The following is a 25405-nucleotide window of genomic DNA, read 5'->3' as shown; positions in this document are numbered from 1 at the left end:
ACGCATTTTAAGTTAGGTTAAAATGAAATATTTATTTTCTATAAGACTTTTTATTTTATAAACCAACACTTTAAAAGCCTACGTTAATCCATATAATTACTATATAAATAGACAGCCTTTACTTTTTTCCTCAAACAATTTTCGCAACCGTCAAAATCAATCCTTCAGCCGTAACAAATAATTAATCAACCATCATATACAGTATACCCATTGAATAGTAATATTATTTAGAAAATTGTAATTATAATGCATTTTGCCCTCAAAGAAGTAATTTCTATGGACATAAGTCCTATACGTATATATAATTTTATCCAGATAAACTTTCTACTTTTCGGTGTAAAAGTAAATATTTAGATAAAAGAAAGACGTGAAACAAGTGAATTTTTTTAAAAACCTTACATTAAAGGCGAAGTGGATGATGTATATATCTTTTGCTATCGTTTTAGCAGTCGGTATAACTGTAATTTTTAGCCAGTGGAATGTGCGTAACATTCTTGAGGAGGAAAATCATCAAACCTCTTCTGATAATGCAAAGAATGCAGTTAATCAAGTATCTTTAGGCTTACTGAATTATGAATCGGCTATTCTACAATTTAGTCAGGTAGTAGAAGCAATCTTAACAAATGATGAAAAAGATTATACCCAAATTGATAAAATTACAAAAACGCTTCAAGAACAGAATAGTGATTATTTAGCGGTGTATTTCATGGACTTTAAAACTGGCAATTTACATGTGACACCGGAAATTACATACGATTGGGATGTTCGTGACTCTCAAACATTCGCAAAGTTAAATAGTAATCCAAACCTACAATGGATGGATATCTATTTGGACACTGGCGTAAATCAATTAATGACTTCCGTTATTGCTCCAATATTTAATAGTGGTGAGTTAGTTGGTGCAGTCGGCTTTGATATTGACTTTTCAACAATCGGTTCAATACGAGAAAGCATTGAAGAAGGCACCTCTTCCAAATTGATGATTGTTGATCCAAACGGTCTTATTGTTTCTTCATTTATTGAAGATGGAGACGGAAAAAATATTAATGCTGATAATTCCGGTAAAGTTGAGGGTGTTTCCGATTTATTACCCCCTAGTGAATTAGCAACGGAATTTAGCTGGCTTTTAAATAATTCAAATACAAATAATCAAATTGAACAATTTAATTGGGCTGGTGTTGATTATTCGGGTGAAATACAGACAATAGAAAAAAACAATTGGAAGATTGTCTCTGTTATAGATAAAGATAATTTTGCTGAAAAATTAAAGGAGTTTACAATTAACGGTTGGATATCACTCATTATTGGATTAGTCATTGGTTGTTTATTCGCTTATTTCATGTCAATTAAACTAATTCAGATTTTTAGTAATTTAAAAAAAGTATTTGAAAGAACAGCAAGTGGTGATTTTATTTCTCGCTTTGAAACGAATTCTAATGATGAAATTGCTGATTTGGCAAACCATTACAATCAAATGCTGGATGGTGTTCATCATTTAGTTCTTCAAGTAAATGAAAATACTAATGCAATTCGTAATTCTTCTAACAGTTTAGCTATTATTGCTCAAGAAAATGAACAAGCATTAAATAATGTTTCAACTAGTATTGAAGAAATTGCTATGAGCAGTAGTAAACAGGCTGAAAAAATGCAAGATGGTTCTAATGCTCTCCATGTATTAGCAGAGGGTATTGAGACAATTGAATTACAATCAAAACAAGTAGCCGATGATGCGGCAGAAGCGCTCATTGAAGCTAATACAACTATTCATAAAGTTGATCAGTTGGAAGAAACATACACAAATTTAGAAAGAGCATTCCAGGAAGTAACGGTTGTAGCAAGCAATCTGGATGATAAAACAAAATCAATTTCACAAGTAACAAAATTAATTGCTCAAATTACAGAACAAACAAATTTACTTGCACTAAATGCATCCATTGAAGCTGCTAGAGCAGGCGAACATGGTAAAGGGTTTGCTGTTGTGGCTGATGAGGTAAGGAAATTAGCCGAGAATTCAAAAGCAGCAACTACGAACATTCAGGAAATTATTAAAAGTATATTGGAAGATACAGAGCAACTTGTTCAAGTAATGCAGCAAACAAATGAGATTAGCAATAATCAAAAAGTAGCTGTTGATACTGTTAATAATGCAATTAAACAGCTATCCGATACTTTGGAAAATATGAAAGAATCCATTACTAGAACAATGGAAGATGTATCGACAATGCAACAGCAAAAAAATGTTGTGCTATCTTCCATGTTAGTAGTCCATGAAATGACAACAGAGGTAACAGCTGAAACACAAGAAATTGCAAGTTCGATTGAAGAACAAACTTCGGCCACTACCGAAGTAACAATTCATGCCACTCATTTAAATGAGCAAGTCGAAAATTTATCGGATTCTGTTTCAAAATTCAAGTTATAATTAGCATAAGTTAAAACAGATGGACTTAGAGGTAGCTGTAAAGCACTTCTAAGTCCATCTGTTTTTCTAATCTATAGTCTGTTTACGTACTATAGTGACACCATTTACATCATTGACATATGTTGCGTATATAAAGAATTTTAATTTGTTGCTTTACATCAAGTGACCTAGCTCTATATTTCCATGAAATTTAAGGAGTGAATACATGGGTGCTATAAATGGAGAATTTTATATTAATCGACTAAATCAATTAAATAATGAAGTTTGGTTTGATGGGGAAAAGGTGGAAGGGTTACTTTCTGAACACCCCGCTTTCAAAGGTCTTATTAAAACAAAAGCTTCTCTTTATGACCTACAGCATAATCCTAAAATAAAAGATGAAATGACCTTTATCTCACCAAAATCAGGTGAACCTCTTGGACTTTCCTTTTTACAGCCAAAAACAAAAAACGATTTGTTGAAAAGAAGGAAAATGATTGAACATTGGGCTAGACATACTTATGGTGTTTTAGGAAGAAGCCCTGACTATTTGAACTCCGTTTTAATGAGCTTTGCCTCTTCAGTAAAAATATTGGAGGGACAGGAAAACTGTTTCCCTGAAAATATTCAGGCTTTTTTTGAATTAGTCAGAGAAAATGATTTATCACTTACGCATACATTCATTACACCACAAGTAAATCGGTCTCAAAGTTATTTCGAACGAACAAATGAGCCGATTTCCGCGAAGGTTGTAGAAGAAAATGAACAGGGTCTTGTAATAAAGGGTGCACGTTTATTGGCTACACAAGGTGGTTTGACCGATGAAGTGTTAGTATTTGGGGCCGGTAAAGCTGTATTCGCAGAAGATGAAGCTTTTGCTTTTGCCATTCCCTCTAATACGAAAGGTGTTAAATTTATTTGCCGAGATACATTTGTTGGAGGGGATTCCCCCTTTGATCATCCGCTAAGCTCCCGGTTTGAAGAGATCGATTCCCTTATAGTTTTTGATAATGTATTAGTGCCGTGGGAGCGAGTATTTTTTTATAATAATTTTGAAATTGCCGGAAAGTTTCTTATGGAAAGTTCATTTCATCACTTCGCTAAATATCAGGTGACGATAAGGCAGATTGTCAAAACAGAATTTATACTAGGTATTGCGGAGCTTCTTGTAGATACAATTAAAGTCCGTGAATATCAGCATATTCAAGAAAAGCTATCAGAAATCATCGTTGGGTTAGAAACAATGAAAGCCCTTTTGGAAAAATCGGAGAATAATGCAGTACTAGATGATTGGGGCTATTTACGCCCAGCAATTTTCCCATTGAAAATTGCCGGTAATATTTTTTCGAAACTTTACCCTCGCTACATCGAAATAATTCAGCTCATAGGCGCAAGTGGCATGATTACGCTACCTACCGAAAAAGCATTCCATTCTGATATAAGAGCAGATTTAGATCAGTATCTTCAAGGCGCTACTAAAACAGCAGAGGAACGCGTAAAAATATTCCGTTTAGCTTGGGATTTAACAATGAGCTCATTCGGTACGAGGCAAATGCAATATGAACGATTCTTTTTTGGCGATTCAATCCGCGCAGCGAGCGAATTATATTTTACTTATCCAAAGAAAGAGTATGTTGAAGTAGTCATTGATTTTCTTAAGCAGAAGGAAAATTTATAACTCAATCTGAATACTACCTTCACCCTTTTCAAAAGGACTGCAATATTTCCTTTCATAATTAGTCGACCTTTAGACAAACTAATCCTAAAAAGAAAAGAAGGTGATAGGATGCTTAATCTTACCGATGCTTCGTGCTTAATGCAGATTATCATCACTGAGGATAATCATGAATAAACCGTTTATGCCCCAGCTTGTTTATTTTGAACCGAATGCTTTAGATTATCCACTTGGAAAAGAGCTGAAAGAAAAATTTGAAGGATTAGGTATTGAAATTCGCTATACTACTTCACATAATCAGATTCGGGACCTTCCTGGAGACAATGATTTACAAAAGTACCGGATTGCAAAATCTACCCTCGTTGTAGGCATTCGTAAAACACTGAAGTTTGACACGTCTAAACCATCCGCTGAATATGCCATCCCTCTCGCTACCGGTTGTATGGGACATTGTCATTACTGCTATTTGCAAACAACTATGGGGAGTAAACCGTATATTCGGGTATATGTGAATGTCGATGAAATATTTGAAGCCGCTGATCATTATATAGAAGAACGCGCTCCTGAGATTACGCGTTTTGAAGCTGCTTGTACCTCTGATATTGTAGGGATCGACCACTTAACCCACTCATTAAAAAAAGCAATTGAACATTTTGGGCAAACAGAGTTAGGCAGATTACGGTTTGTGACTAAATTTCATCATGTTGATCATTTGCTTGATGTAAAACATAACGGCCATACAAGATTCCGATTTAGCATAAATGCCGACTATGTCATTAAAAATTTTGAACCCGGTACTTCTCCTCTTGCAAAACGTATTGAAGCTGCTGGTAAAGTCGCAAGGGCTGGTTATCCTCTTGGTTTTATTGTCGCACCAATTTATCTTCATGATGGATGGCAAGAAGGATACTATCATATGTTTGAGCGTCTTGATGCAGAATTACCGCGGGATGCTCGCGATGATATAACGTTTGAATTTATTCAGCACAGATTCACTAAGAAAGCTAAAAATGTCATTGAGAAAAATTATCCAAAAACTAAATTACAGCTGGATGAATCTACAAGACGTGTTAAATGGGGCAAGTATGGAATCGGTAAATTTATTTATCAAAAAGACGAAGAAGATGAAATGAAAGAGCAGTTATATAGCTATATGGAAAAGTTCTTTCCGAATGCAAAACTTGAATATTTCACGTAACGCAAAAGCAGCCGGTCTTAAAATCGGCTGCTTTTGTTTATGATTATGTCTTCATACCCCTCATTACCAAGCGGTCTATCCTTTTTTTAAGCAAACGGGTTGCTTTCTAATAAAATTTCACTTGTTTGATTGGTGGGCTACGGCAAGACAGCGCTAAAACCACGTGATACGTGTTTTTATCACTGCCTTTATTGCCGTTTGCGAGGCCCACCAATCCCAAAATTTCGCCCTCGTTATAAGGTGAAAAACAACCAATCAGCCGCTTGCGCTATCGCGAGGCGGCGGAGAGCGGAAAGGCTATGTTTTATAATCTTCATTTTTGCAGAAATTCACTTAATGCCAAAGCAGAGTGACGTGGAGCGAAGGGTGAGCCTCCAAAACACTTGCTTCAACGCGTTTTCCCCGTAGCGTAGCAGAACGGACTTAATTAGAAGATATTATTTTTCAATTTTGTCATCCCCAACTTATGGTGATGAACCAACTATTTTTAAAAAGAAAAAAACGAACCCTTTAACAAGGATTCGTTCGTATAAAGAATGAGTATTGATCAAATAACATATATTACGAAACGAGGTGCCAATTTTCCTCTTAAAGCCGGACAATAGGCATTGAACAACATCGGAATGAGCCGCCTGACTTGATGATTTCTGAAAAATCTACTTCCAATACATCATAACCATGCTGTCTCATCTGATAATTAACGTCTCGATTCATTGGTAAACTTAATACCCGCTTCTGACCAATAGATAATACATTTGTGCCCATTGTAAACTGCTCGCTTTCACTTACTTCGATTAAATTGTACATACTCGCTAAAAATTCTACAGTTTTCGGGTCGAACGCATCTGGATAAATTAATGCTTCTTCTGAGGAAAGAATATTGAATACACAGTCTAAATGTAAATATTTTGGGTTGAATTGAATTGGCAGTATTTTAAATTCAGGCAATTCTTTCTGTAAAGATTGAATTGCACTTTTACACGTTCGGTGACTGATTCCAATGAAGACGTGTTGGCCGTCGACAATGACATCGCCACCTTCTATCGAATCAGTTGAGAGCTTTTTATATGCAATATTATGCTTGTTCATCCAGTGGGCTAATACTTTCTCTTCACCTTGACGAATCGGATTCGCCATTTCAGAAATAAATAAACGATTTCCTAATGTAAAGCCAATATCTCTTGTAAAGACTTGCTCAGGGTGATCTTTACTAGGTTTTAGTTTAATCACTTCCACACCCGCAGATTTTAAAGTTTGTTCAAAATTACGGTGTTGTGCTATAGCTAGTTCTTGGTCAATATTCTCATGCTTATATTGTTTTTGGACATTATTAATTACTTCTCTAATCTCCATGTATTGCGGTTCACATAAAACTACTTTTTTTAGTGTTCCGTATTCATTTTCACAATTTATTTGATCACGTTTTGTAATTGTATCACCCATTAAGACATCCTCCAGATTCTTGATTCAACTCTCACTTATTATTTTCATTTCCTTCATTTACATTCAGTAAACATTTCTGAATTTTTAATCTATTTGGTTGCCATTGTTTCAAGAATTTTAGGATGGGGTAATGATTGGCTATATAGTAATAATTGGATAATGATAACGGAGGGGTTTGTATGATTACGAAAGGGCATACTTTATTAACAAAGGAAGATTTCCAAACTAGAACCGACTTGCCAAAATGGCTTTATAAAGAATACGAAACCTTTCATAACACGGTAACAGATAAAACGTTTCCATGTTTTTTCGGCATGAGTGGTGAGCTCAAAGGTGAGCTTCGCTATGCCTATATTAATCAGGATGACTGGAGCAATCTTCCTGCCGCAGTAGGACATTTCCTTGATTTATTTAAGCTACCTAACTACAAAAGACACGGACTGTTTGTCTTTGTGGAACCATTTGAGCAAGAGGGCTCTCTTGAAGATTACCGAAAACAATTTTGGGATATACTACAATACTTGCATAAAGAAGATGAAGTAGAATGGCCAGTAGATAGTCCTCGTGACCCTGAACATTATTTGTGGGATTTTCATTTTGCCGGAGAGCCAATTTTTGTATTCGGAAATGCACCTGCATATAAAAAGCGAAAAACACGTCATTTAGGAAATGCAATGGTTCTTGGATTTCAACCTCGGAAAATTTTCGAAGGGTTAGAAGGAACTGAAAAAGGCGGAATCATGTCTCGTGAAAAGGTCCGGAAACGTGTAGAGGTTTGGGATCAGCTACCTAAACATCCGGATATTGGTCATTACGGTGATCCAACTCATAATGAGTGGAAGCAATCATTTATTGGTGATGATATTGTACCAATTCAAGGCAAATGCCCTTTCCAACATAAGTCTCTAATATAAAACTAAATCTCGTGAAAAATAAACGGTTAAAAAAAGCTGTGCTAAAATTTTATTTTTAGCACAGCTTTTGATGTCTATGTTAATTTACCTTTTGGATTGAGTTTTATTTTTCTATCCCAGCTATCCCAAAGCCTCCTGGTCCTGCATGTGTAGAGATCATTGCACCAGCTTGCATCCATGTTACATGTTCAAATCCAAATTCCTTCGCGAGTTCTTCCATCTGCTCTTTAATACTTTCATCAAGCCCGATAGAATAAATTAAATACAGCTGTTTTCTATCAATATCGTATTCGTCTAAATAGTCTCGTAAAAGCTTTTCAGCAACGATATTCATTTTCCCTCGATATTTCCTTGTTGAAACAAGCTTCCCTTCCTTTAATTCGATGCATGGTTTAATTTTTAATAAAGCTCCTCCTATATAGGCCAGGTTACTTACCCTACCGCCCGCTTTCAGAAAATCCAAACTGCCGGGCAGGAAAGCGAGTCTTGTTTTAGGAACTACGGATTCTATTTTCTCTATTAAACGGACATGGTCAATGGAAGGTTCCTCCTCGAGCAATGAAGCTGCATACATAACTATAGCACCTAATCCACCAGTTACATTTAACGTATCAACTAAAAAAAGATTATCAAAATTCTCCGCTGCGATTAATGCACTTTGAAATGATGCCGATGCTTTAGACGTATAACCAATATGAATGATGATGCTGTCAGGATATTCTGTTCTAATTTTAGTAAACAAATCCTCATATTCGTGTATGTTTGTTGCTGCCGTGGAAGGAATTTTTTTTGTACGACTATGAAAATCAAAAACTTCTTCTACAGATAACTGACCATCTAAATAATCTTTCCCCTCCATAATAACATGCATCGGTACTACTTGAATTTGATGTTTCTCAACTAGATCTTTCGGTAAATCCGCTCCACTCTCAGTCGATAAAATTATCCTTTTCATTGTATACCCCTTCCAAATTACATTCAGGTTTTTATTTTTGATTTAATCTAAATATACACTAAGAGGTTAAATTATCCAGTAAATAATCAGAAAATTAAAACGTTCAGTCAAATGTATCCTCTATATAAAATGCCTGCTTAAACTCTTTAATCTGTAGCCAATGCCGTAATGACAGCCCCCAACGCTTGGATCCAAGAGCCAACTGCGTTTAACACTTCGCCTTCACTTGTATCTGGATCTGCAAAGACTTGTATTACATTTCCTATAAACTGAATGATATTTCCTGTATTTGCGATAGTTTGTAAAAGCGTCAATTCTCCTTCCGGATTTATCGTAATACCTACTCCCACCACTTGGAGTAAGGTACCTTGTTTTTCTAATAGTTGACCTGACTGTTCATTTTCAGATAGTATTCCAGCAACAACAGCCAAATTGCCTATAGCAGAAATTTGACCACCTACCACATCTAATAATGCTTCTTCCGCCTCGACCCCAATTGCGCTTCCGCCAGCCTGCAAAATATTACCGATAACATTGAAGTCAGTAAGTGTTTGCTGGGAAAAAATAGTTGATGGCGTACTTCCAATAGCAGATATAATTGTTCCTACAGCAGCAATCCAGTTCCCTGCCACAGCGGTAATATTTGATTCATTTGAGTTATTGTTCGTACTATTATTTTTCGAGATATTCTGTTTCCCACTTTTATAATGGAACATCAAATTATTCCATTTATCCATGGAGATACTTTGCTTCTTTTTATTATTGCGGTCATTTGGCTTATTATGATTCATCACTTTTCTCCACCTACTATTCATTAATAAGTAATGCCCTGTACCAAGAGAGGTTGTACATTCCTACCTCCAAAAATCTACATATTGTAGTTTATGAAAATATTAACTAATGAGTTGGACCTGAATTAACAAATAGTAAGGGGAGATAAAATAATAATAATAATAATAATAATAATAATAATAGTGGCTTTGAATATTGGAGCAGTTTTTTATTGTAAAGTGGGAGGAGATTCGTATGGACTTGTCTTAGAAAATTCAAGGGAAGCGAATCCAATGACTTCCCTCGAACTTATTAAAAATATTAAAAAGTTTTGGTTTTAGAATTATAATTGTTCCAGGCGTTCACTAAATTTGTTGCTGCTTGCTTTGGATTTTCAGCCTCCGTTACAGCTGAAACGACAAAGAAACCGTCTACACCAGTTTTTGCTAGGGTAGGAATATCCGCGAGTTTTACCCCCCCACCTACGACTACGGGAATTGAACTAAGCTCAGCAACTTTCGTAATATCGGCAATACTTCTCGTAATCACCTTTCCGTCTTCCCCAATTCCGCAATCAGGTTTTGTTGGGGTTTCATGCAACGGCCCTACACCAAAATAATCAAGTTGAGAGACATCCTCTGTTTTAATATAGTCAAATAATTGATCAGCTCGAGCAGATAAACCTATAATGAGGTCTTCCCCTAAATATTCACGACAAACTTTCACTGGAATATCTTTTTGGCCTACATGAATGCCATCCACTTTAATCCCTTGTGATCTAGCCGCTAAAACAACATCAAGACGGTCATTTACTAGGAGTGCAACCTCATCGGATTTTCCAGCCTCTTCAATGACCTCTGCTGCTTGACGTGTTAATTGAATCAATTCTCTTGCAGAAGCAACTTTGGAACGTATTTGGATGCAAGTAAAGCCCGCACTTACTGCCTCTTTAATAATCGTTGCGACTGGACGGCCTTTTGTATTTTCAGGACCTATAACTAAATAGGCTGAAATATCAAGCTTTTTGATATTACCCATATTACCCTCCTAAAATATCATTTATTTTATCTATTTTTGTATTAATCGTATTCGTATATCCCGGACGGATATCAGCTTTTAACACCACTTCTGTTCGAATTCCTTTTTCTGCAAGTATAAAAGTCGCTTCTTTTACTACTTTCATCACTTCATCCCATTCTCCCTCAATTTCTGTAAACATTGATGTAGTTCGACTCGGTAACCCCGAATCTCGAATGACTTTCACAACCTCGGCGATTTCCTGTCCCAATTCATCCCCTACACCAAAAGGCGCAATTGCTACTGCTATTAATGTATTCATAAATTAATCTCCTCCAAATCAAATGAGTTGTTTGCAATTTCTTCTGCTGTTGCTTTATATAATTCATCCAAAAACTGCGCTTGGAAACTTCCTGGACCATCTACTTTTAACTCAGCGCGTTTTCCAGCTACATTGTATACTGCACTAGCAGTGAGTGCTGCAATAAACGGGGTGGTCACCGTTGCATACACAGCGGCAACTCCGCCTAACGAGCAACCAGCTCCGGTAATCTTCTCCATAAAATGAGAGCCCCCATAAGAGATAGCTATAATAGAGCCATCTGTTATTAAATCCGTTTCTCCTGATACAGCAACTGCACCACCCGTCCACTTTGCAAGAGCAATCGCTGCTCTTTTAGCCTCATGTACAGAATCTGTAGCATCCACACCTCGTACCCTTGATTCCTCTGCTCCTCCATCTAATGCCCATAAACCTGCCAATGCTATAATTTCTGATGCATTTCCTCTAATAATGGTCGGTTTAAATGCCTTAAATTTCTGTAGCAGATCTGTCCTTAGTGAACCAATGCCTACAGCGACAGGGTCCAATACCCATGGTTTTCCTGTTTCATGCAATATCTTTGCTACATGAGGTAATGTCTCTTCATAAATGGGTAATAGCGTACCCACATTTATATAGGTTGCTCCCCCTGCCTTAGCCAAAAATTCTGCTTCATCTGGTAAATACACCATAGCGGCAGAACCTCCAACAGCAAGCTGTGCATTTGCAACGAAATTAATCGTGACAGTGTTTGTAATGGAACCTGCCATCGGATTCCCTTTCTTTACTGTTTCTACAGCCTGGATAATTCTATTTTGCATCTCCTGCTTAGTAGCCATTTCCATCACCTTTCCATAATCATTCTTCATATGAACGAATAGATTCACTAGACGGGTCTTACAAGTAGAAATTCACTTAGCCTAAACAAAAAAGTGCTCTCCCTAAATAAATGGGAAAGCACAATTCAAATTATTGCTTATAAATATAATGAATCGCTTCCCTACACCAGTGTTAACTGACAGGTTCAAAGAGTCAGGTTTTAACCTTCTCAACTCCAAAGAGTCCCCCCGCAATATATGCTATTTTGTTTGTTCCTTCATATTATCAACAGGTATGTTGAATGTCAAATTCATACATTTTGATCGCTCGTTCATTCTAAGCTACATCCACATTTTAAAGGTTCAATAATACATCGAATTAAAGTATGAATTGCATATTATTTGGAAAAAATAAAACAATAAACTTATTACATCATTTGAACAGGAGTTAAGAAAATGGTCCAATCTTCAAATGAAAAAAACAATAGTCGCCAATATCTCGATGGCCAATTAGATGAAAATATTGCAGTAATAAAAAAAATACTTGGAAATTCTGCAGATCTTATTATCCGAAAAAGCAGAATTGGCCGGTTGAACCATCCTTTTGCTTTAATTTATATAAAAGGGCTTATAAACGAGGATTTATTAAATAAAAATATATTAAAAATTCTTGAATTAAACAGAAAACATATTCACTCGAATTTGTTTGATCATGTCTATGAAGAAATAATTGCCATTGCTGAGATCAACAGATCAAAGGAAATGAAGCAGGTAATTAAGACGCTTTTAGCCGGCGATACAGTTTTCTTACTGGAAGGTGAAAGTGAAGCCGCTCTTATCGGAACGAGCGGAATGGAATATCGCGCGCTTGAGGAACCGCAATCTGAATCAGTAATTCGAGGGTCCAGAGTAGGGTTTATAGAGAATTTTAAAATTAACCTCTCGCTCATTCGCCAGGAAATCAAAGACCCCAATCTTCGAGTCGATATGATGGAAGTTGGCACACATTCCAACCAGAAAATTGCCATTTGTTATATTGATGGGGTTGTAAGAGAAGACCTTTTACAGGAAGTTTTGCGTCGCGTTAAAACAATTGATATTGATTTCGCACCGGATTCTGGATTTATTGAACAGTGGATTGAAGATAATCTTCTGTCACCCTTTCCACAAATTTTAGATACAGAAAGACCGGATAGGGTGGCTTTCAATATATTGAGAGGTAAAATAGCCATTATTGTTGAAGGGTCACCCTTTGCTCTCTTAATGCCTATCACTTTCGGGGATTCATTAAAGTCAATAGAAGACTATAACCAACGTTGGTTAATAAGTTCATTACTACGATTATTGCGCTTATTCTCTTTCTACATGACTATATTTTTACCAGCCCTATATGTTGCATTAATTTCATACCATCCAGAATTAATTCCGGCTCAGCTATTATTTACGATAACTGCCGCTAGGGAAGGGATTCCATTTCCGTCCTTAATTGAAGCTTTAATCCTCGTCTTTTTTTATGAAGTATTGCAGGAGGCTGGAACAAGACTCCCCTATAAAATCAGTCAAACAATTGGGATTGTAGGCGGTATAGTTATTGGTCAACTTGCCGTTATGGCGGGGATTGTAACTCCCATCATGGTTATAGTTATTTCTCTAACAGCCATTTGTGCATTCACAATACCCAATTACAGCTTTGCGATTGGCTTGCGAATAGTTCGTCTCGCTACTATATTTGCTGCTGCAATTTTAGGACTATACGGAATTATTTTAGTATTTATTATGATTTATGTTCATCTTGCCAACTTAAAAAGTATTGGTGTTCCATATACACAATCTTTTTCTCCCGGCAACTTATGGACCCTTGAAAATATTGTCGTAAGGGCTCCGATTACAGTATTGTCAAAACGCTCATTTCAGCCATTCCTGAAATCGAATAGAAAAAAGAAAGACGGAGGATCAGTGAAGTAATGAAACTTTATAAAAACAATCAATCGATTCAAGATAAAGACATTATGTTTGCTGTTGCTTCGAATACGATTAGTATTACAATTCTATTTTTGCCTCGGTATATAACCGAACATACTGTATCTTCTGATGGCTGGATGGCAATTTTATTCGGTGGGTTGATCGCGATTCTTTTAGGATGGATTTTAGCAAAAATAGCGGTATCCTTCCCAAATGAACCCTTTTTCTCTTTTGCTTCCTATTTAGTATCAAAACCAGTGGCAGTCATACTATGCTTTATTTTTGTTTTTCAATATATTATTATCTCTTCGTTTCAAATGAGGGAAATGGCTACCTTGTCTCAGGAGTACTTTTTTGATCGTACCCCATTGGAAGTTGTCTGTTTAGCGTTTATCCTTGTCGTTATATATGCAGTATCTGGCTCGAGGGTGGCCATTTTCAAATTAAACATTCTTTTTTTCCCTTTTGTTGTCGGCGGGTTAATTTTATTAATTATTGCTCCGATGTGGGCTATTAAGCTTGAAAATTTACTTCCTGTGTTTCAAACCGATTTTAAAGGACTTCAGTCTGGAACAATATCCAGTTTAAACGCATTTTTGGGATTTGGTATCGTGTTATTTTATATTTCACTTATTAAGAAACCCGAAAAAGCCCCAAAAATGACGGTCTTAGGCATATTATTTCCATTTACCTTCTATATCATTATTTTTATTATTTGTGTTGGCGTCTTTGGGAATGCAACGGTCAAAAATCTTTATTATCCTGTATTCGAGCTTTCAAAAATAATATCGATTCCAGGAATTTTCTTCGAACGCTTTGATTCGATTTTATTTATCATCTGGACAATTATTGTATTTACAACCTGCTTAATGGCATTTGATATTGCAGTAATGCTCATTAACCAGCTAATTCCTAAATTAGCCAAACAAACGATTATTTTTATTTTGTCACCCATCATTTTCTTTTTAGCCATGATACCTAAAAACTTTATTCAAATTAATAACATTGCAAAATATATGGCCTATTTAGAGATAGTTTATATGGTATTCGTCATATTTCTACTAGGAACTATGCTATTAATAAGAGGTAGGAAAACCCATGATTCCTTATAAAAAACTAATATTTTTAATTTGTTGTCTCCCATTTACAGCCGGTTGCTGGGATAATCTTGAAGTAGAAGATCGAAGTTTTGTAACAGGGATTGCGATAGACCTAGCTAATAATAAACCAGCTCCCTCAGAAGAGAGTGGGGCTGCTAGGGACTCACAAGGTCAACAGCAGCAGAACTCACAGCAGCAAAATAATCAACCATCATCAGGGCAAGAACGTATAAAACAAAATCAAAATGAATCTTCATTACAAACCGATGAAAGAGTTTTAAATTATGAAAAAGATGAGGATTATGAACAAAATGAAAATAATAAATTCAAATTAACACAACAGCTTTTAAATCCTTCTACCTTTAGCTCACAACAAAACACTACCAATTCAAACGCCACTTCATTTCGTAACCTATCACAAACAGGTGACACCATTATTGAAATGAACCGCGATATGATAAAACAGGCTGGAAGTAGGACAAACGTGACACATTTAAATATTGTCCTTTTTTCGGAAGCCCTTGCAAAAGAAGAGTATTTATTTGCTGATCTAATGGATATTTTCCTTCGAGAAAAAGAAATGTTACGGAGCGTGAAAATCGCCATTACGGAGGAGCAATCAAGCGATTATTTATCAATTCTCCCTGAAAACGAGAAAATACCAAGTAAATATTTATCCAAAGTTTTGGAAAATAAGTCGACCTTAGATATTGCCCAACCTTTAACTGTGGGAAATGTTCAATCCTATTTGTTAATGAATCGAAGTTTTATTATTCCTTTTATTAGTCAGGTAAATTCAACGACAGTTAATTATGATGGAGTTTCGGTATACAGCGGTATTAAGAATAAAGTTGTTGGTAATTTAATTGGAGATGAAGCAAAAGGAGTAAATTTTATTCAATCCAAAAATCAGACAGGGACGATTAACACAAAACTTGATGATCACGATGTCACCTTCGAAATCTTAAACATCCAAAGTAAAATATCACTGAAAGATAAGAAAATGCCATTAAAATTCAATATTAAAATCGACGTTACTAGCGGAGTTGCTGAACAGTATGGCCAACTTGATGTTATGAAGGAAGAAAATTACGAAAAGCTAAAAAGCATTTTAGAAAAAGAAATTAAAGAAATAACGGAACATACCATTTCTATTTTACAGAATGAGTTATATACAGACGTTATCGGATTAAACACTTATTTATATGAAAAGCATTACCCGCTTTGGAAATCCATTAAAGAAGAATGGGAAGAGGGTCAGCATTATTTCATGAAGAGTGATATACAAGTTGATGTCAACGCAACTATTGAAAAGCCAGGCAACATTATAAAATCACACTAAAGGTGGAATTTTTTTGTGGAATAGTCTTATGGAACATTTTACTGATATACCTACTATGCTTTGTACCTTCCTGTCATTTTTTATTCCATATACAGTTTCCAAAATATATAACAATTTTTCCCACCATACAAATCCTCCTTGGAAGAACGAAGAAAATTAGCATGCTCGTATCCTTTACAATACGAAAAACCATGAGTAGAATAAAGTTAGTTTTAGAATAATACTTGATTTATTTTTGGTGAAAAAGCACGATCCAGTTTGAGGATATCGATTTCTTTATTTCGCTATAATAAATCAATCTTATTTAAAGGAGCAAAAAAGATGCAAACAATTACAGGAAAAGTGGCATTAATCACTGGAGCAGGGCGTGGAATTGGAAAAGCAACAGCAATCGCTTTTGCTAAAGAAGGAATTCACGTAGGTCTTGTCGGACGTTCACTTGAAAATTTACAGCAAGTGGCAGAGGAACTTAAACAATATGACGTTAAGGTAGCTATTGCTTCGGCAAATGTGGCAGATTTAGACTCTATAACTACAGCAGTTGAGTCAATTCGAAGCGAACTTGGAGCAATCGATATTTTAGTAAATAATGCTGGTATTTCAAAATTCGGCGGTTTCATGGACTTAACACCTGAAGAATGGACAAATATCATCGATGTTAACGTAAAAGGTGTATACTATACAACACGTGCAGTATTACCCGAAATGATTGAGCGCAATACAGGCGATATCATCAATATCTCATCTACAGCTGGTCAAAAAGGGGCACCAGTTACAAGTGCATACTCAGCTTCTAAGGCTGCAGTAATCGGATTAAGTGAGTCGTTAATGCTTGAAGTACGTAAGAAAAATATTCGCGTTACAACTTTAACACCAAGTACGGTTGCAACTGACATGGCGGTTGAGCTGAACTTAACAGACGGCAACCCAGAAAAAGTTATGCAAGCAGAAGATTTAGCAGACTTAATGGTTGCACAATTAAAGCTTCATCCACGTGTTGTATTAAAGCATGCTGGACTTTGGTCAACTAACCCATAATAGAACCGATCAAAAATAAGGCGCTATCCAATGTATTTTGGATAGCGCCATTTATTTTTTAACATTTAAAAGCGTTCCATCGTAAGATCAGTATTTACGGAAACTGCAGCTTTATTACCCTTTGCTGCTGAAATCATTAGCGAGGAAGGTCTGTTTCTTTCAGTTTCTCCCGCAATATATATGTTCTTCTCACTTGTTCTGCCAACGCCATCTGTTTTAACTTTTCCGTCTTCATCCAACTCACAGCCAAGTTTTTCAGCAAATTGATTCGTGCGATAATAAATTGGTGCCACAAATCCACCTGACCTTAAAAGCGTTTCCCCGGTTTCAAACTCGATTTTCTGTAAATAACCATCTTCCCCTATTAAATTCTTTATTGGATCAGATATTATTTTGATATTACGTCTTTGTAACTCTGCAGCACCTTCTGGAGAGAGTGTTATTCCATTCGTTAAAACAACTAAATCCTCCGACCAATTATATATAACTTTAGTCAGATGGAGTGCATGCTTTTCTTTTTCAGCAATGACAACCAATGGCTTATCTCTTTGCTCCCAGCCATCGCAATACGGACAACTAAATAAGCTTTTCCCGTAAAATTCCCTTATCCCTTGTATAGAAAATACTTCTTGAATACCGGTAGCTAATATAATCTTTTCAGTAACATACTCCTGTCCATTGGATGCTTTGACAAAAAATTTCTCATTACCTTTATCCTTAATTATTTCAGTAACGGTTGCATGAGCGAACGAGACAGAAGGATATTTCTCCAGTTCTTTTAAACCCAGTTCTTTAAACTCTTGAGGCTTTATACCATCTCGAGTGATAAATCCATGCGATTCTTGCGTCATTGTATTCCTGTTTGTATCATCATCAAACAACATAATTTTTCTTCTAGCTCTACCTAAAATCAAACTTGCACTTAACCCCGATGGTCCACCGCCTATAACGATGCAATCTAGGACATTCATTTTTTACCTCCCCACTGAGCTGGTTATTATTTTAAACGGGATATTCCCATTAAAGATCAAATTCATTTATACCCTCTCTTGTTTATTTTGAACCAAAAGCCTTAGAGTATCCTTAAAAGTGAAATGTTTATAGCTTCTCCATTTCTATTTGGTGAACTCTTCCTGCAAACAAGAAAATTGTAGCTATTTAGAGGATTATCCGTAAATTTATCGAAGTTATTGTGTTATATCAAGGGGGAGAATTATAGATGAATAAACTAATTGCAAAGCAAATACCTCATACGTTTGAACTGCATGGAGACGTTCGGCATGATGAATATTATTGGATGAAGGATAAATCCAATCCTGAAGTAATCGCTTATTTAGAACAGGAAAACATGTATTATGATGAGGTTATGAAACCATTGGAGACTTTAACTTCTGAGCTTTATGAAGCAATGATAGCACGTATTCCTGCTTCAGAGAGCCAGGTACCTGTTCAAAAGGGACCTTACTTTTATTACTATCGTTCAGAAAAGGAAAAACAATATCCTATATATGCTCGTAAACGTGCAGAGAATCGTATGGCATTAGCATCTTCTGAAGAAGAAATTACAATAGATGAAAATGCTCTTGCTCACAATGATGACTATTTAAGTGTTACTGAGCAGCGTTATTCAACAGATCACCGCTATGTTGCCTATTTGGAAAATCGTGACGGAACAGATAGCTATACTCTATTTATAAAAGATTTACATACTGGTGATTTGCTAGAAGATAAAATTCCAAACGTTTATATTTACAGTAGTGTTGAATGGAGTAACTGTGGACAATACATTTTTTATGTGAAACTAAACGAATTACAAAGACCCTATCAAGTATGGCGTCATGAAATAGGTACTAAAAATACAGCGGATGTCCTTTTATTTGAAGAATCCAACGTAACATTTAATTTATACATTAACAAATCAAGAAGTAATCGCTTTATTTTTATTGTTTCGCAATCCACTACAACATCAGAAATACAATTAATTGATGGGGATTCGCCATTAGTAGCCCCACAATTATTTGAAGCACGCCGTGAAGGTATTGAATACGACTTGGAGCATTGGGAAGACGATCTTTTAGTACTAACGAATGAAAATGCTCTAAACTTCAAACTGCTTCGTTGTCCATTAGATAACTTTAATGAGCGTACCTCCGTTGTTCCTTATGATGAAAAGCGGTTTATGGAAAATATTTATCCATTTAAACGTCACGTATATGTAACAGGTCGTGAAAATGGTTTAAAGCAGGTTTGGCGTATCGAAGGGGATTCTCTTGTTCAGTTAGAATGGAAGGAAGATATTTATTCAGTATCGCTAGTTTCGGATCAAGACTACAAAGCTACGGAGGTGTTAGTTCAATACGAATCATTTTTAACTCCTAAGACGACAATCCGTATTGATATTGAATCGGGAGAAAGAGAAGTTTTACAAGAGGCGCCTGTTACAGGTGAATATGACCGAGAGCAATTTGTACAGCAGCAAGTTTGGGCAACAGCAGCTGATGGAGTAAAGGTTCCAATACTTCTTCATTATCGAAAAGATGTCCTTAACAACGGACCCGCACCGCTTATTTTAAATGCTTACGGTTCATATGGTTATAGTAGTGACCCGTTTTTCAGCGCCTATCGCCTGCCTATCCTTAATAAAGGGGTAATAATTGCAATTGCGCAAGTACGTGGTGGTTCAGAGCTAGGACGCACGTGGTACTTTAATGGCAAAATGCAGAAAAAGCGCAATAGTTTCACAGACTTTATCGATGCCGCAGACTCTTTAATCGAGCAAGAATTTACAACAACTGAACTTATCGCAGCTCGTGGCGGAAGTGCTGGTGGATTGTTAGTAGGAGCAGTAGCTAATATGGCAGGTAACAGATTTAAAGTCATTGTTCCGGAAGTACCGTTTGTCGATATTGTCACTACCATGCTTGACGATTCAATTCCATTAACGACTTTGGAGTGGGACGAATGGGGCAACCCGCAAAATGAAGACGATTATTTCTACATGAAATCTTATAGTCCGTACGACAATGTAGAAGCAAAACCTTACCCGCATATGTATATCACGACAGGATTAAATGACCCGCGCGTCGGTTATTGGGAGCCGGCCAAATGGGTAGCCCGTCTCCGTGAATTAAAAACAGATGACAATACCCTTGTTCTAAAAACAAACATGGGTGCTGGTCACTTTGGCGCATCCGGACGTTTCAACCAGCTACGTGAACTTGCTGAAGGATATTCGTTTATTTTGAGTAAGTTTGGATTTTAGACAAATTTGAATTCCATAACAAAACGCATCCTCTCAAATGAAGATGCGTTTTGTTTTACTTACCTTACTTAATTAAATTAATTACTATCACTAATTCCTACTTTTCACAATATTTTTAAAGCCTACATACGTTGCATAAAAGTATCCTCCGTATATTATGAGAAGTGCTGATATAATTATGAACATGGAACTTCCTATTATACTTTGGCTGTAAGTCTTGAAAACTTCGTTAACCATACTAATTCCGACGATGGAATGAATAATAGCTAACCCTAAAGGTATCGCAAAATAAATCAGGTTTTGAATTAAAATCGCTTTGTTAATTAATTTTTCTGTGACGCCAATTCTCCGTAAAGATTGATAGCGTTCCAAGCTGTCGCTAGCATCAGATAACTGTTGCAATGCCATTACTGCAGCACTCGATATTAGAAAGATAAGCCCTAAATAAATGCCCAGAAAAACAATTGTAGCTGATAATCCATGTACTCTTGTATTTACCTGGTCAATTGTATTCCCAAGCACTAAATAATTAATACCATCTACAGTACTATCATTCCAAAGACTAGTAAATAAATCAGTAAATTTTTCCTCTGACTTTTTAGGATCGATACCTTCAAACATTACATTAAAGCCTGTTTTATCTAATATCAGCTCACCGGAAAAATCGTCCGGAACGATGAGATAAAAGAAGGATAGAGCCGTGGCAGTAGTCAATATATTTTCTGCAATAGGTATATCATTTTTAATCGTATAGTCTTTGCCTTCAATGTTGATGATGTCTTCATTATCCATAAACTTATCCAATGCCTTATTCATATGGCCATAATTCGATACGATCAATACTTCGTTACCCTTTAACTCAATAGGCTTCTGCCCTTTAAGCTGGACACTGGAATTATAATCCGATATTTTAACAGCAGATAAGGCACCCATCATATAGTTTTTCTGAAAATCTAGCAGTTCCTGCTCACTCAAATAATTTGTTAACAGATCCTCTAAAGTAAGCGTTAGTTTATACTCACTAAAAAAAGTATGTTTTTCATCCGCTTGAAATTTAAAGTCAATTTTTTCTAAAAAGTTCTCTATCTCGTTCTCTTCTTCTTGATGTTTATCATTGGCAATGAGCACCGATGAAGCATCAAAAGAAGTATTTCCTTCGACCATTTTATCGTTGGTACTTTTAAAACTAAACATAGTAAATAAAAGGGTAATCGTTAAAAAAAGCATCAGACATATTACAGTCATTGAGACGAAGTTCGTATTAATTTTGTTATTGATCTGTCTTAAAATAAAGATATTTAAATCCTTTAAATATAATTTCTTATTCTTTTGTACAATATGAATCATGAAGTTGGATAGGCTGAAAAAGAATAGCAACGTTCCAATAACGCCCATCAAAAGAGCTGCTATCAATAAAATCCCTTCAGAATTCATCCCATTTTCTAGTATAAGTGCATATGCAATTGCCAAAACAATTAAAGATATAAGAAAGGTAAAAATGGAGACATATGCATTCTTTAGTTTTACTACTTCATTTTTCTTCGCTGCATTCAGCATGTCGATCAATTTATATTTCGAAATTGTCACTTGATTGAAGATCATGACAAGAAGATAAATAATGCCAAAATAAACAGCAGTTTTAATGACTGCTCCAAATGAAACAACAAATTTATATTGACTCATTTCAACGGCCAATAGTTGGGCTGTAATTACTGACAAGCCTTGTGAAACAATAATTCCAAGTGCAGTCCCTACTACTAGGGATATAAGACCAATCAATAAAGTTTCAAATATTAGGATTCTAGAAATTTTACCTTTTGACATTCCGAGGGTCATATATATGCCCAATTCTTTTTTTCGTTTTTTAATTAAGAAATTGTTGGCATAAGTAATCAATCCACCAAGAATAAAAGAGACAAATATTGATGTTCCAGCGATTAGTTTATTAAAAGTTAACATATATTCCGAGGTACTTTTGCCCATTTCCAGCATGGCTGTCTGTTCTTCAAAGGAATTGAAGCTGTAAAATATGCAGACGGCAATGGTTAATGTTAAAAAATAGATGGAATAATCCCGAAAGCTTCTTTTCACATTATTTAGCGCAATTTTATAAAACATTCCCCGCATCCCCTCCAAGTAAAGTTACAACTTCAATGATCTTATTGAAGAATTCCTTTCTCGTATCGTCTCCACGTATCAGTTCATTAAAAATACGTCCATCTTTAATAAAGAGAATTCGGTGAGCATAGCTAGCTGTAAAGGCGTCATGAGTAACCATAAGTATTGTAGACTCGAATTCTTTGTTCAGCTTTTCAAATGTATCTAAAAGCAGTCTTGCAGATTTAGAATCAAGAGCCCCTGTTGGTTCATCCGCCAAAATGAGTGAAGGCTCTGTAACTAATGCCCTTGCTGAGGCTACTCGCTGCTTTTGCCCTCCCGACAATTGGTAAGGAAACTTATTTAATAGCTCAGCAATTTCAAGTTTCTTAGCAACATCTTTAATCAAACGATCAATTTCTCTAGTCCCTCTATTTTGTATTGTAAGAGCTAATGCGATATTTTCGTAGGCAGTCAGTGTATCCAGCAGGTTGAAATCTTGGAAGATGAAACCTAACTCATCGCGTCTGAAATTTTCCAAAGCTTTTCGCTTAAGAACTGTAATATCCTTATTATTGATATTAATATGACCTGTTGTAATCGTATCAATAGTAGAAATACAATTTAAAAGGGTCGTCTTGCCACTACCTGACGGACCCATAATTCCTACAAACTCTCCCTTTTCTACTTGAAAGCTAATATTGTCGATTGCTTTTGTTACATTTCCTTTATGCCCAAAATATTTTTCGATTTTTTCAACGGTTAATATACTGTTCATTGCTTTCCCTCCACACTCCTGATTCATAAAGCACTCTATTTTTTCACGTAAAATTCAGCGGTAGTTTCGCTAATTGGGCTACCCTTTACAAATATCGTTACCATGTAACGGCCTTCTTTGGCATTATCGGGAATCGTTAGCTTAGCAGTAAAATACCCTGCATCATTTAAAACTATATTTTCTTCAACATGCAATCTATTTGATGTTTTGACTTGATCTTTATACCATATGACCTTTGCTTCTTTTATCCAAAATCGGTTAACTTCTGCAGAGAAATATACTGTATCTCCATGTGAAAATTTGTTTGTAAAATCTATTGGATTACCTTTTCCATCGACACTTCCTGAAGTAACACCATCTACAATTTTTGGACCATTATAGTAATTATACCCGTTATAAGTCCCTATCAATAAAACAGCAACGATTGCTATTACTGCAATAACCAATTTATTCATTTTAATTTCCTCCTGTTCACTTCTTGTCATTATCATAACAAGGTTACTTAGCGCTACATATCGGTTTATCTTTTAATAAAGTTACATTTTTGCAAGATTGGAAATAAAAAAACGGATGTCCGACTTATTAGTCAGGCATCCGTTTTTTTAATGATTCAATTCAGTAAATTTACACTTCCAATCGGAAAGACAATGCTAACCTTTGTTCCTTCACCTGCTTTAGAAGTTAAGGTAAGTCCTAAACCAAGCTGCTCTGAAAGTTTTTTGCATAAGTAAAGGCCAATCCCAGTAGACTGTCCATACTTTCGGCCATTCTCTCCTGTAAACCCTTTTTCGAAAACTCTATTTAAATCCTTATCTATAATACCAATACCATTATCCTCTATAGTAAGTATAATGTTATTTTCATTTTTAATTGTACTGATTGTTACTTTCCCATCCCGTCGCGCAATATATTTAGTTGCATTTCCAACCAGTTGGTTCACTATGAATTCCAGCCATTTGGCGTCACTGTATATCACACCATCTACCGCATTAATATCGAGGGCGATTCCTTTGCTAATAAAATCTCTCGAATTTCTCTTTATTACCCTTTTGACAAGATCAGGTAAAGACACCTCTTTAATTATATAATCCTTACTGACATTATTGCTTCTTGAATAATATAGAACCTGTTCAATGTATTCTTCAACCTTTTTTATTTCATCATGAATATTTCGGGTAGTGTCACTTGGATTGTTTTCTATTATTAAGCGAGTTGATGCAATCGGAGTTTTTATCTCATGTACCCATGTTTCTATATATTCTCTATACTCATTTTCCCGGTCTCTGTACTTCTTTACATGCTCATGCATATCCTTATTTGCCAGACGCAATATATCATATAGAAGTTTACCTTCAATGTTTTCTGGTTCGGTCATAATCTCGGACAACAAATATTTTTTATCCAAGGTGTCTATAATGCCGGTTAACTCGTTATATAACATTTTCTGTTTAATAAATTCTAAAATTATATAGGAAAGTATAGGGAAAAACCAAATACAGAAAGTCAATAATATGAGGTTCCAGCTACTGTTAATCAGTAGCATAATCCCACCTATTATGGTGAATAGTATAAAATTCAGCACCAAAAACAGCGTTCTCTCTTTTAAATATTCTTTAAATTTCATGGCAGAATATAACCTAATCCGCGTCTAGTTTCGATATTATCTTGCATCCCTATTCCTTCAAGCTTCTTCCTTAGTCTAGTCACATTAACAGATAAGTTATTATCATCGACAAAAATATCCGCATTCCACATAAAATCCATTAAATCATCCCTTGAAACAATTTTCCCCTTACTTTTAATTAAGCAGGAAAGTATTTTAAGTTCATTTTTCGTTAATTCTGCTGTATTTTCGTTATATGTCACAGATCCATTTAATAAGTTCAACTTTAGATCGTTATACGTAATAATATCCTGAATGTGGCTTCCATGAACTCTTCTTAATATCGATTCTATTCTTGCCAAGAGTATTTGAGTATTGAATGGCTTTGTTATAAAATCATCCGCACCTAAATTTATACTCATAAGTTCGTCCATTTCATAATCCCTGCTTGTCACTACAATTATTGGTACATCGGATTTTTTTCTTATTTCTCTGCATATATAGTATCCATCTGTCACAGGCAGATTGATGTCCAATAGTATAAGTTCTGGTTCTTCTGTTAGTGTATCATTTATGATATTTTCAAAGTTCGTTAAGGCAACTACTTCATAGCCATACCTAATTAAAAAGTTTTTTAGTTCTTCTCTTATCGTTTCGGTGTCTTCTATAATAATAATCTTTGCCATAGATTCACTCCCTTTATCGAAAT

Annotated in this window: 21 protein-coding genes and 1 riboswitch; of the genes, 9 read left to right on the top strand and 12 right to left on the bottom strand. The window is 35.6% G+C overall.

Annotated features, from left to right (window positions below; genetic code table 11):
• Nucleotides 1-376 precede the first annotated feature (376 nt).
• From H9635_RS14130 to splB, 3 genes are all read left to right on the top strand, one after another.
• A complete protein-coding gene (locus H9635_RS14130; protein ID WP_191700960.1) occupies nt 377-2422 on the top strand; it encodes a methyl-accepting chemotaxis protein in 2046 nt (681 codons plus the stop codon).
• A gap of 205 nt (nt 2423-2627) precedes the next feature.
• Nucleotides 2628-4079 (top strand): 4-hydroxyphenylacetate 3-monooxygenase, oxygenase component, encoded by a 1452-nt coding sequence (hpaB, locus tag H9635_RS14125; protein WP_191700959.1) that lies wholly within the window; start codon nt 2628-2630, stop codon nt 4077-4079.
• 166 nt (nt 4080-4245) lie between these two features.
• Entirely contained in the window at nt 4246-5274 is a 1029-nt protein-coding gene (splB, locus tag H9635_RS14120; RefSeq protein WP_191700958.1) for a spore photoproduct lyase, read from the top strand.
• A gap of 588 nt (nt 5275-5862) precedes the next feature.
• On the opposite strand, the gene H9635_RS14115 is transcribed toward splB, so the two are convergent.
• Nucleotides 5863-6717, bottom strand: coding sequence for a dimethylarginine dimethylaminohydrolase family protein (locus H9635_RS14115; RefSeq protein ID WP_191700957.1), 855 nt, complete (start codon nt 6715-6717; stop codon nt 5863-5865).
• Nucleotides 6718-6896: 179 nt separating this feature from the next.
• Between H9635_RS14115 and H9635_RS14110 the strand changes: the two genes are divergently transcribed.
• Nucleotides 6897-7631 carry a YqcI/YcgG family protein gene (locus H9635_RS14110; protein ID WP_191700956.1) on the top strand — a complete coding sequence of 245 codons (735 nt, stop codon included), beginning with the start codon at nt 6897-6899 and terminating at the stop codon, nt 7629-7631.
• A gap of 103 nt (nt 7632-7734) precedes the next feature.
• Here the strand turns inward: H9635_RS14110 and H9635_RS14105 are convergent, their stop codons facing one another.
• From H9635_RS14105 to thiM, 5 genes are all read right to left on the bottom strand, one after another.
• A complete protein-coding gene (locus tag H9635_RS14105) occupies nt 7735-8586 on the bottom strand; it encodes a DegV family protein (protein ID WP_191700955.1) in 852 nt (283 codons plus the stop codon).
• A 146-nt stretch (nt 8587-8732) separates the two neighbouring features.
• Nucleotides 8733-9377 carry a DUF6944 family repetitive protein gene (locus tag H9635_RS14100; RefSeq protein WP_191700954.1) on the bottom strand — a complete coding sequence of 215 codons (645 nt, stop codon included), beginning with the start codon at nt 9375-9377 and terminating at the stop codon, nt 8733-8735.
• Nucleotides 9378-9678: 301 nt separating this feature from the next.
• Entirely contained in the window at nt 9679-10395 is a 717-nt protein-coding gene (locus tag H9635_RS14095; RefSeq protein WP_191700953.1) for a thiamine phosphate synthase, read from the bottom strand.
• A gap of 1 nt (nt 10396) precedes the next feature.
• Entirely contained in the window at nt 10397-10696 is a 300-nt protein-coding gene (locus tag H9635_RS14090) for a thiamine-binding protein (RefSeq protein ID WP_191700952.1), read from the bottom strand.
• Entirely contained in the window at nt 10693-11535 is an 843-nt protein-coding gene (thiM, locus tag H9635_RS14085; protein ID WP_191700951.1) for a hydroxyethylthiazole kinase, read from the bottom strand. Before thiM ends, H9635_RS14090 begins: the two co-directional genes overlap by 4 nt.
• 140 nt (nt 11536-11675) lie before the next feature.
• A riboswitch (TPP riboswitch) is annotated at nt 11676-11775 on the bottom strand.
• A 195-nt stretch (nt 11776-11970) separates the two neighbouring features.
• On the opposite strand from thiM, the gene H9635_RS14080 reads away from it, so the two are divergent.
• The 4 genes from H9635_RS14080 (at nt 11971) to H9635_RS14065 (ending at nt 16956) form a co-directional block, all read left to right on the top strand.
• Nucleotides 11971-13479: a spore germination protein gene (locus tag H9635_RS14080; RefSeq protein WP_191700950.1), complete on the top strand. Its 1509-nt coding sequence runs from the start codon at nt 11971-11973 to the stop codon at nt 13477-13479.
• On the top strand, nt 13479-14588 hold the full coding sequence (locus tag H9635_RS14075; protein ID WP_191700949.1) for a GerAB/ArcD/ProY family transporter: 1110 nt from the start codon (nt 13479-13481) through the stop codon (nt 14586-14588). Before H9635_RS14080 ends, H9635_RS14075 begins: the two co-directional genes overlap by 1 nt.
• Nucleotides 14575-15918, top strand: coding sequence for a Ger(x)C family spore germination protein (locus tag H9635_RS14070; RefSeq protein WP_191700948.1), 1344 nt, complete (start codon nt 14575-14577; stop codon nt 15916-15918). Before H9635_RS14075 ends, H9635_RS14070 begins: the two co-directional genes overlap by 14 nt.
• A 321-nt stretch (nt 15919-16239) precedes the next feature.
• Nucleotides 16240-16956 carry a 3-ketoacyl-ACP reductase gene (locus H9635_RS14065; RefSeq protein ID WP_191700947.1) on the top strand — a complete coding sequence of 239 codons (717 nt, stop codon included), beginning with the start codon at nt 16240-16242 and terminating at the stop codon, nt 16954-16956.
• Between the two features lie 65 nt (nt 16957-17021).
• On the opposite strand, the gene H9635_RS14060 is transcribed toward H9635_RS14065, so the two are convergent.
• On the bottom strand, nt 17022-17927 hold the full coding sequence (locus tag H9635_RS14060; RefSeq protein WP_191700946.1) for an NAD(P)/FAD-dependent oxidoreductase: 906 nt from the start codon (nt 17925-17927) through the stop codon (nt 17022-17024).
• 248 nt (nt 17928-18175) lie between these two features.
• Here H9635_RS14060 and H9635_RS14055 point away from each other — a divergent pair, with 248 nt between their 5' ends.
• Nucleotides 18176-20218, top strand: coding sequence for a S9 family peptidase (locus H9635_RS14055; RefSeq protein WP_191700945.1), 2043 nt, complete (start codon nt 18176-18178; stop codon nt 20216-20218).
• 90 nt (nt 20219-20308) lie between these two features.
• Here the strand turns inward: H9635_RS14055 and H9635_RS14050 are convergent, their stop codons facing one another.
• The 5 genes from H9635_RS14050 to H9635_RS14030 form a co-directional block, all read right to left on the bottom strand.
• Nucleotides 20309-22336, bottom strand: a complete 2028-nt coding sequence (locus H9635_RS14050; RefSeq protein WP_191700944.1) for an FtsX-like permease family protein — start codon at nt 22334-22336, stop codon at nt 20309-20311.
• Nucleotides 22326-23093, bottom strand: coding sequence for an ABC transporter ATP-binding protein (locus H9635_RS14045; RefSeq protein WP_191700943.1), 768 nt, complete (start codon nt 23091-23093; stop codon nt 22326-22328). The genes H9635_RS14050 and H9635_RS14045 overlap by 11 nt, the downstream gene beginning before the upstream one ends.
• A gap of 35 nt (nt 23094-23128) precedes the next feature.
• On the bottom strand, nt 23129-23548 hold the full coding sequence (locus H9635_RS14040) for a hypothetical protein (RefSeq protein ID WP_191700942.1): 420 nt from the start codon (nt 23546-23548) through the stop codon (nt 23129-23131).
• 155 nt (nt 23549-23703) lie between these two features.
• Nucleotides 23704-24717, bottom strand: a complete 1014-nt coding sequence (locus H9635_RS14035; protein ID WP_191700941.1) for a sensor histidine kinase — start codon at nt 24715-24717, stop codon at nt 23704-23706.
• Entirely contained in the window at nt 24714-25382 is a 669-nt protein-coding gene (locus H9635_RS14030; protein ID WP_191700940.1) for a response regulator transcription factor, read from the bottom strand. Before H9635_RS14030 ends, H9635_RS14035 begins: the two co-directional genes overlap by 4 nt.
• Between the last annotated feature and the right edge of the window lie 23 nt (nt 25383-25405).

The organism is Solibacillus faecavium (assembly GCF_014836905.1).
Lineage (GTDB): Bacteria > Bacillota > Bacilli > Bacillales_A > Planococcaceae > Solibacillus > Solibacillus faecavium.
Note: the sequence above shows the minus strand (reverse complement) of the source record. Positions and strands in the feature narration are given on the sequence as shown.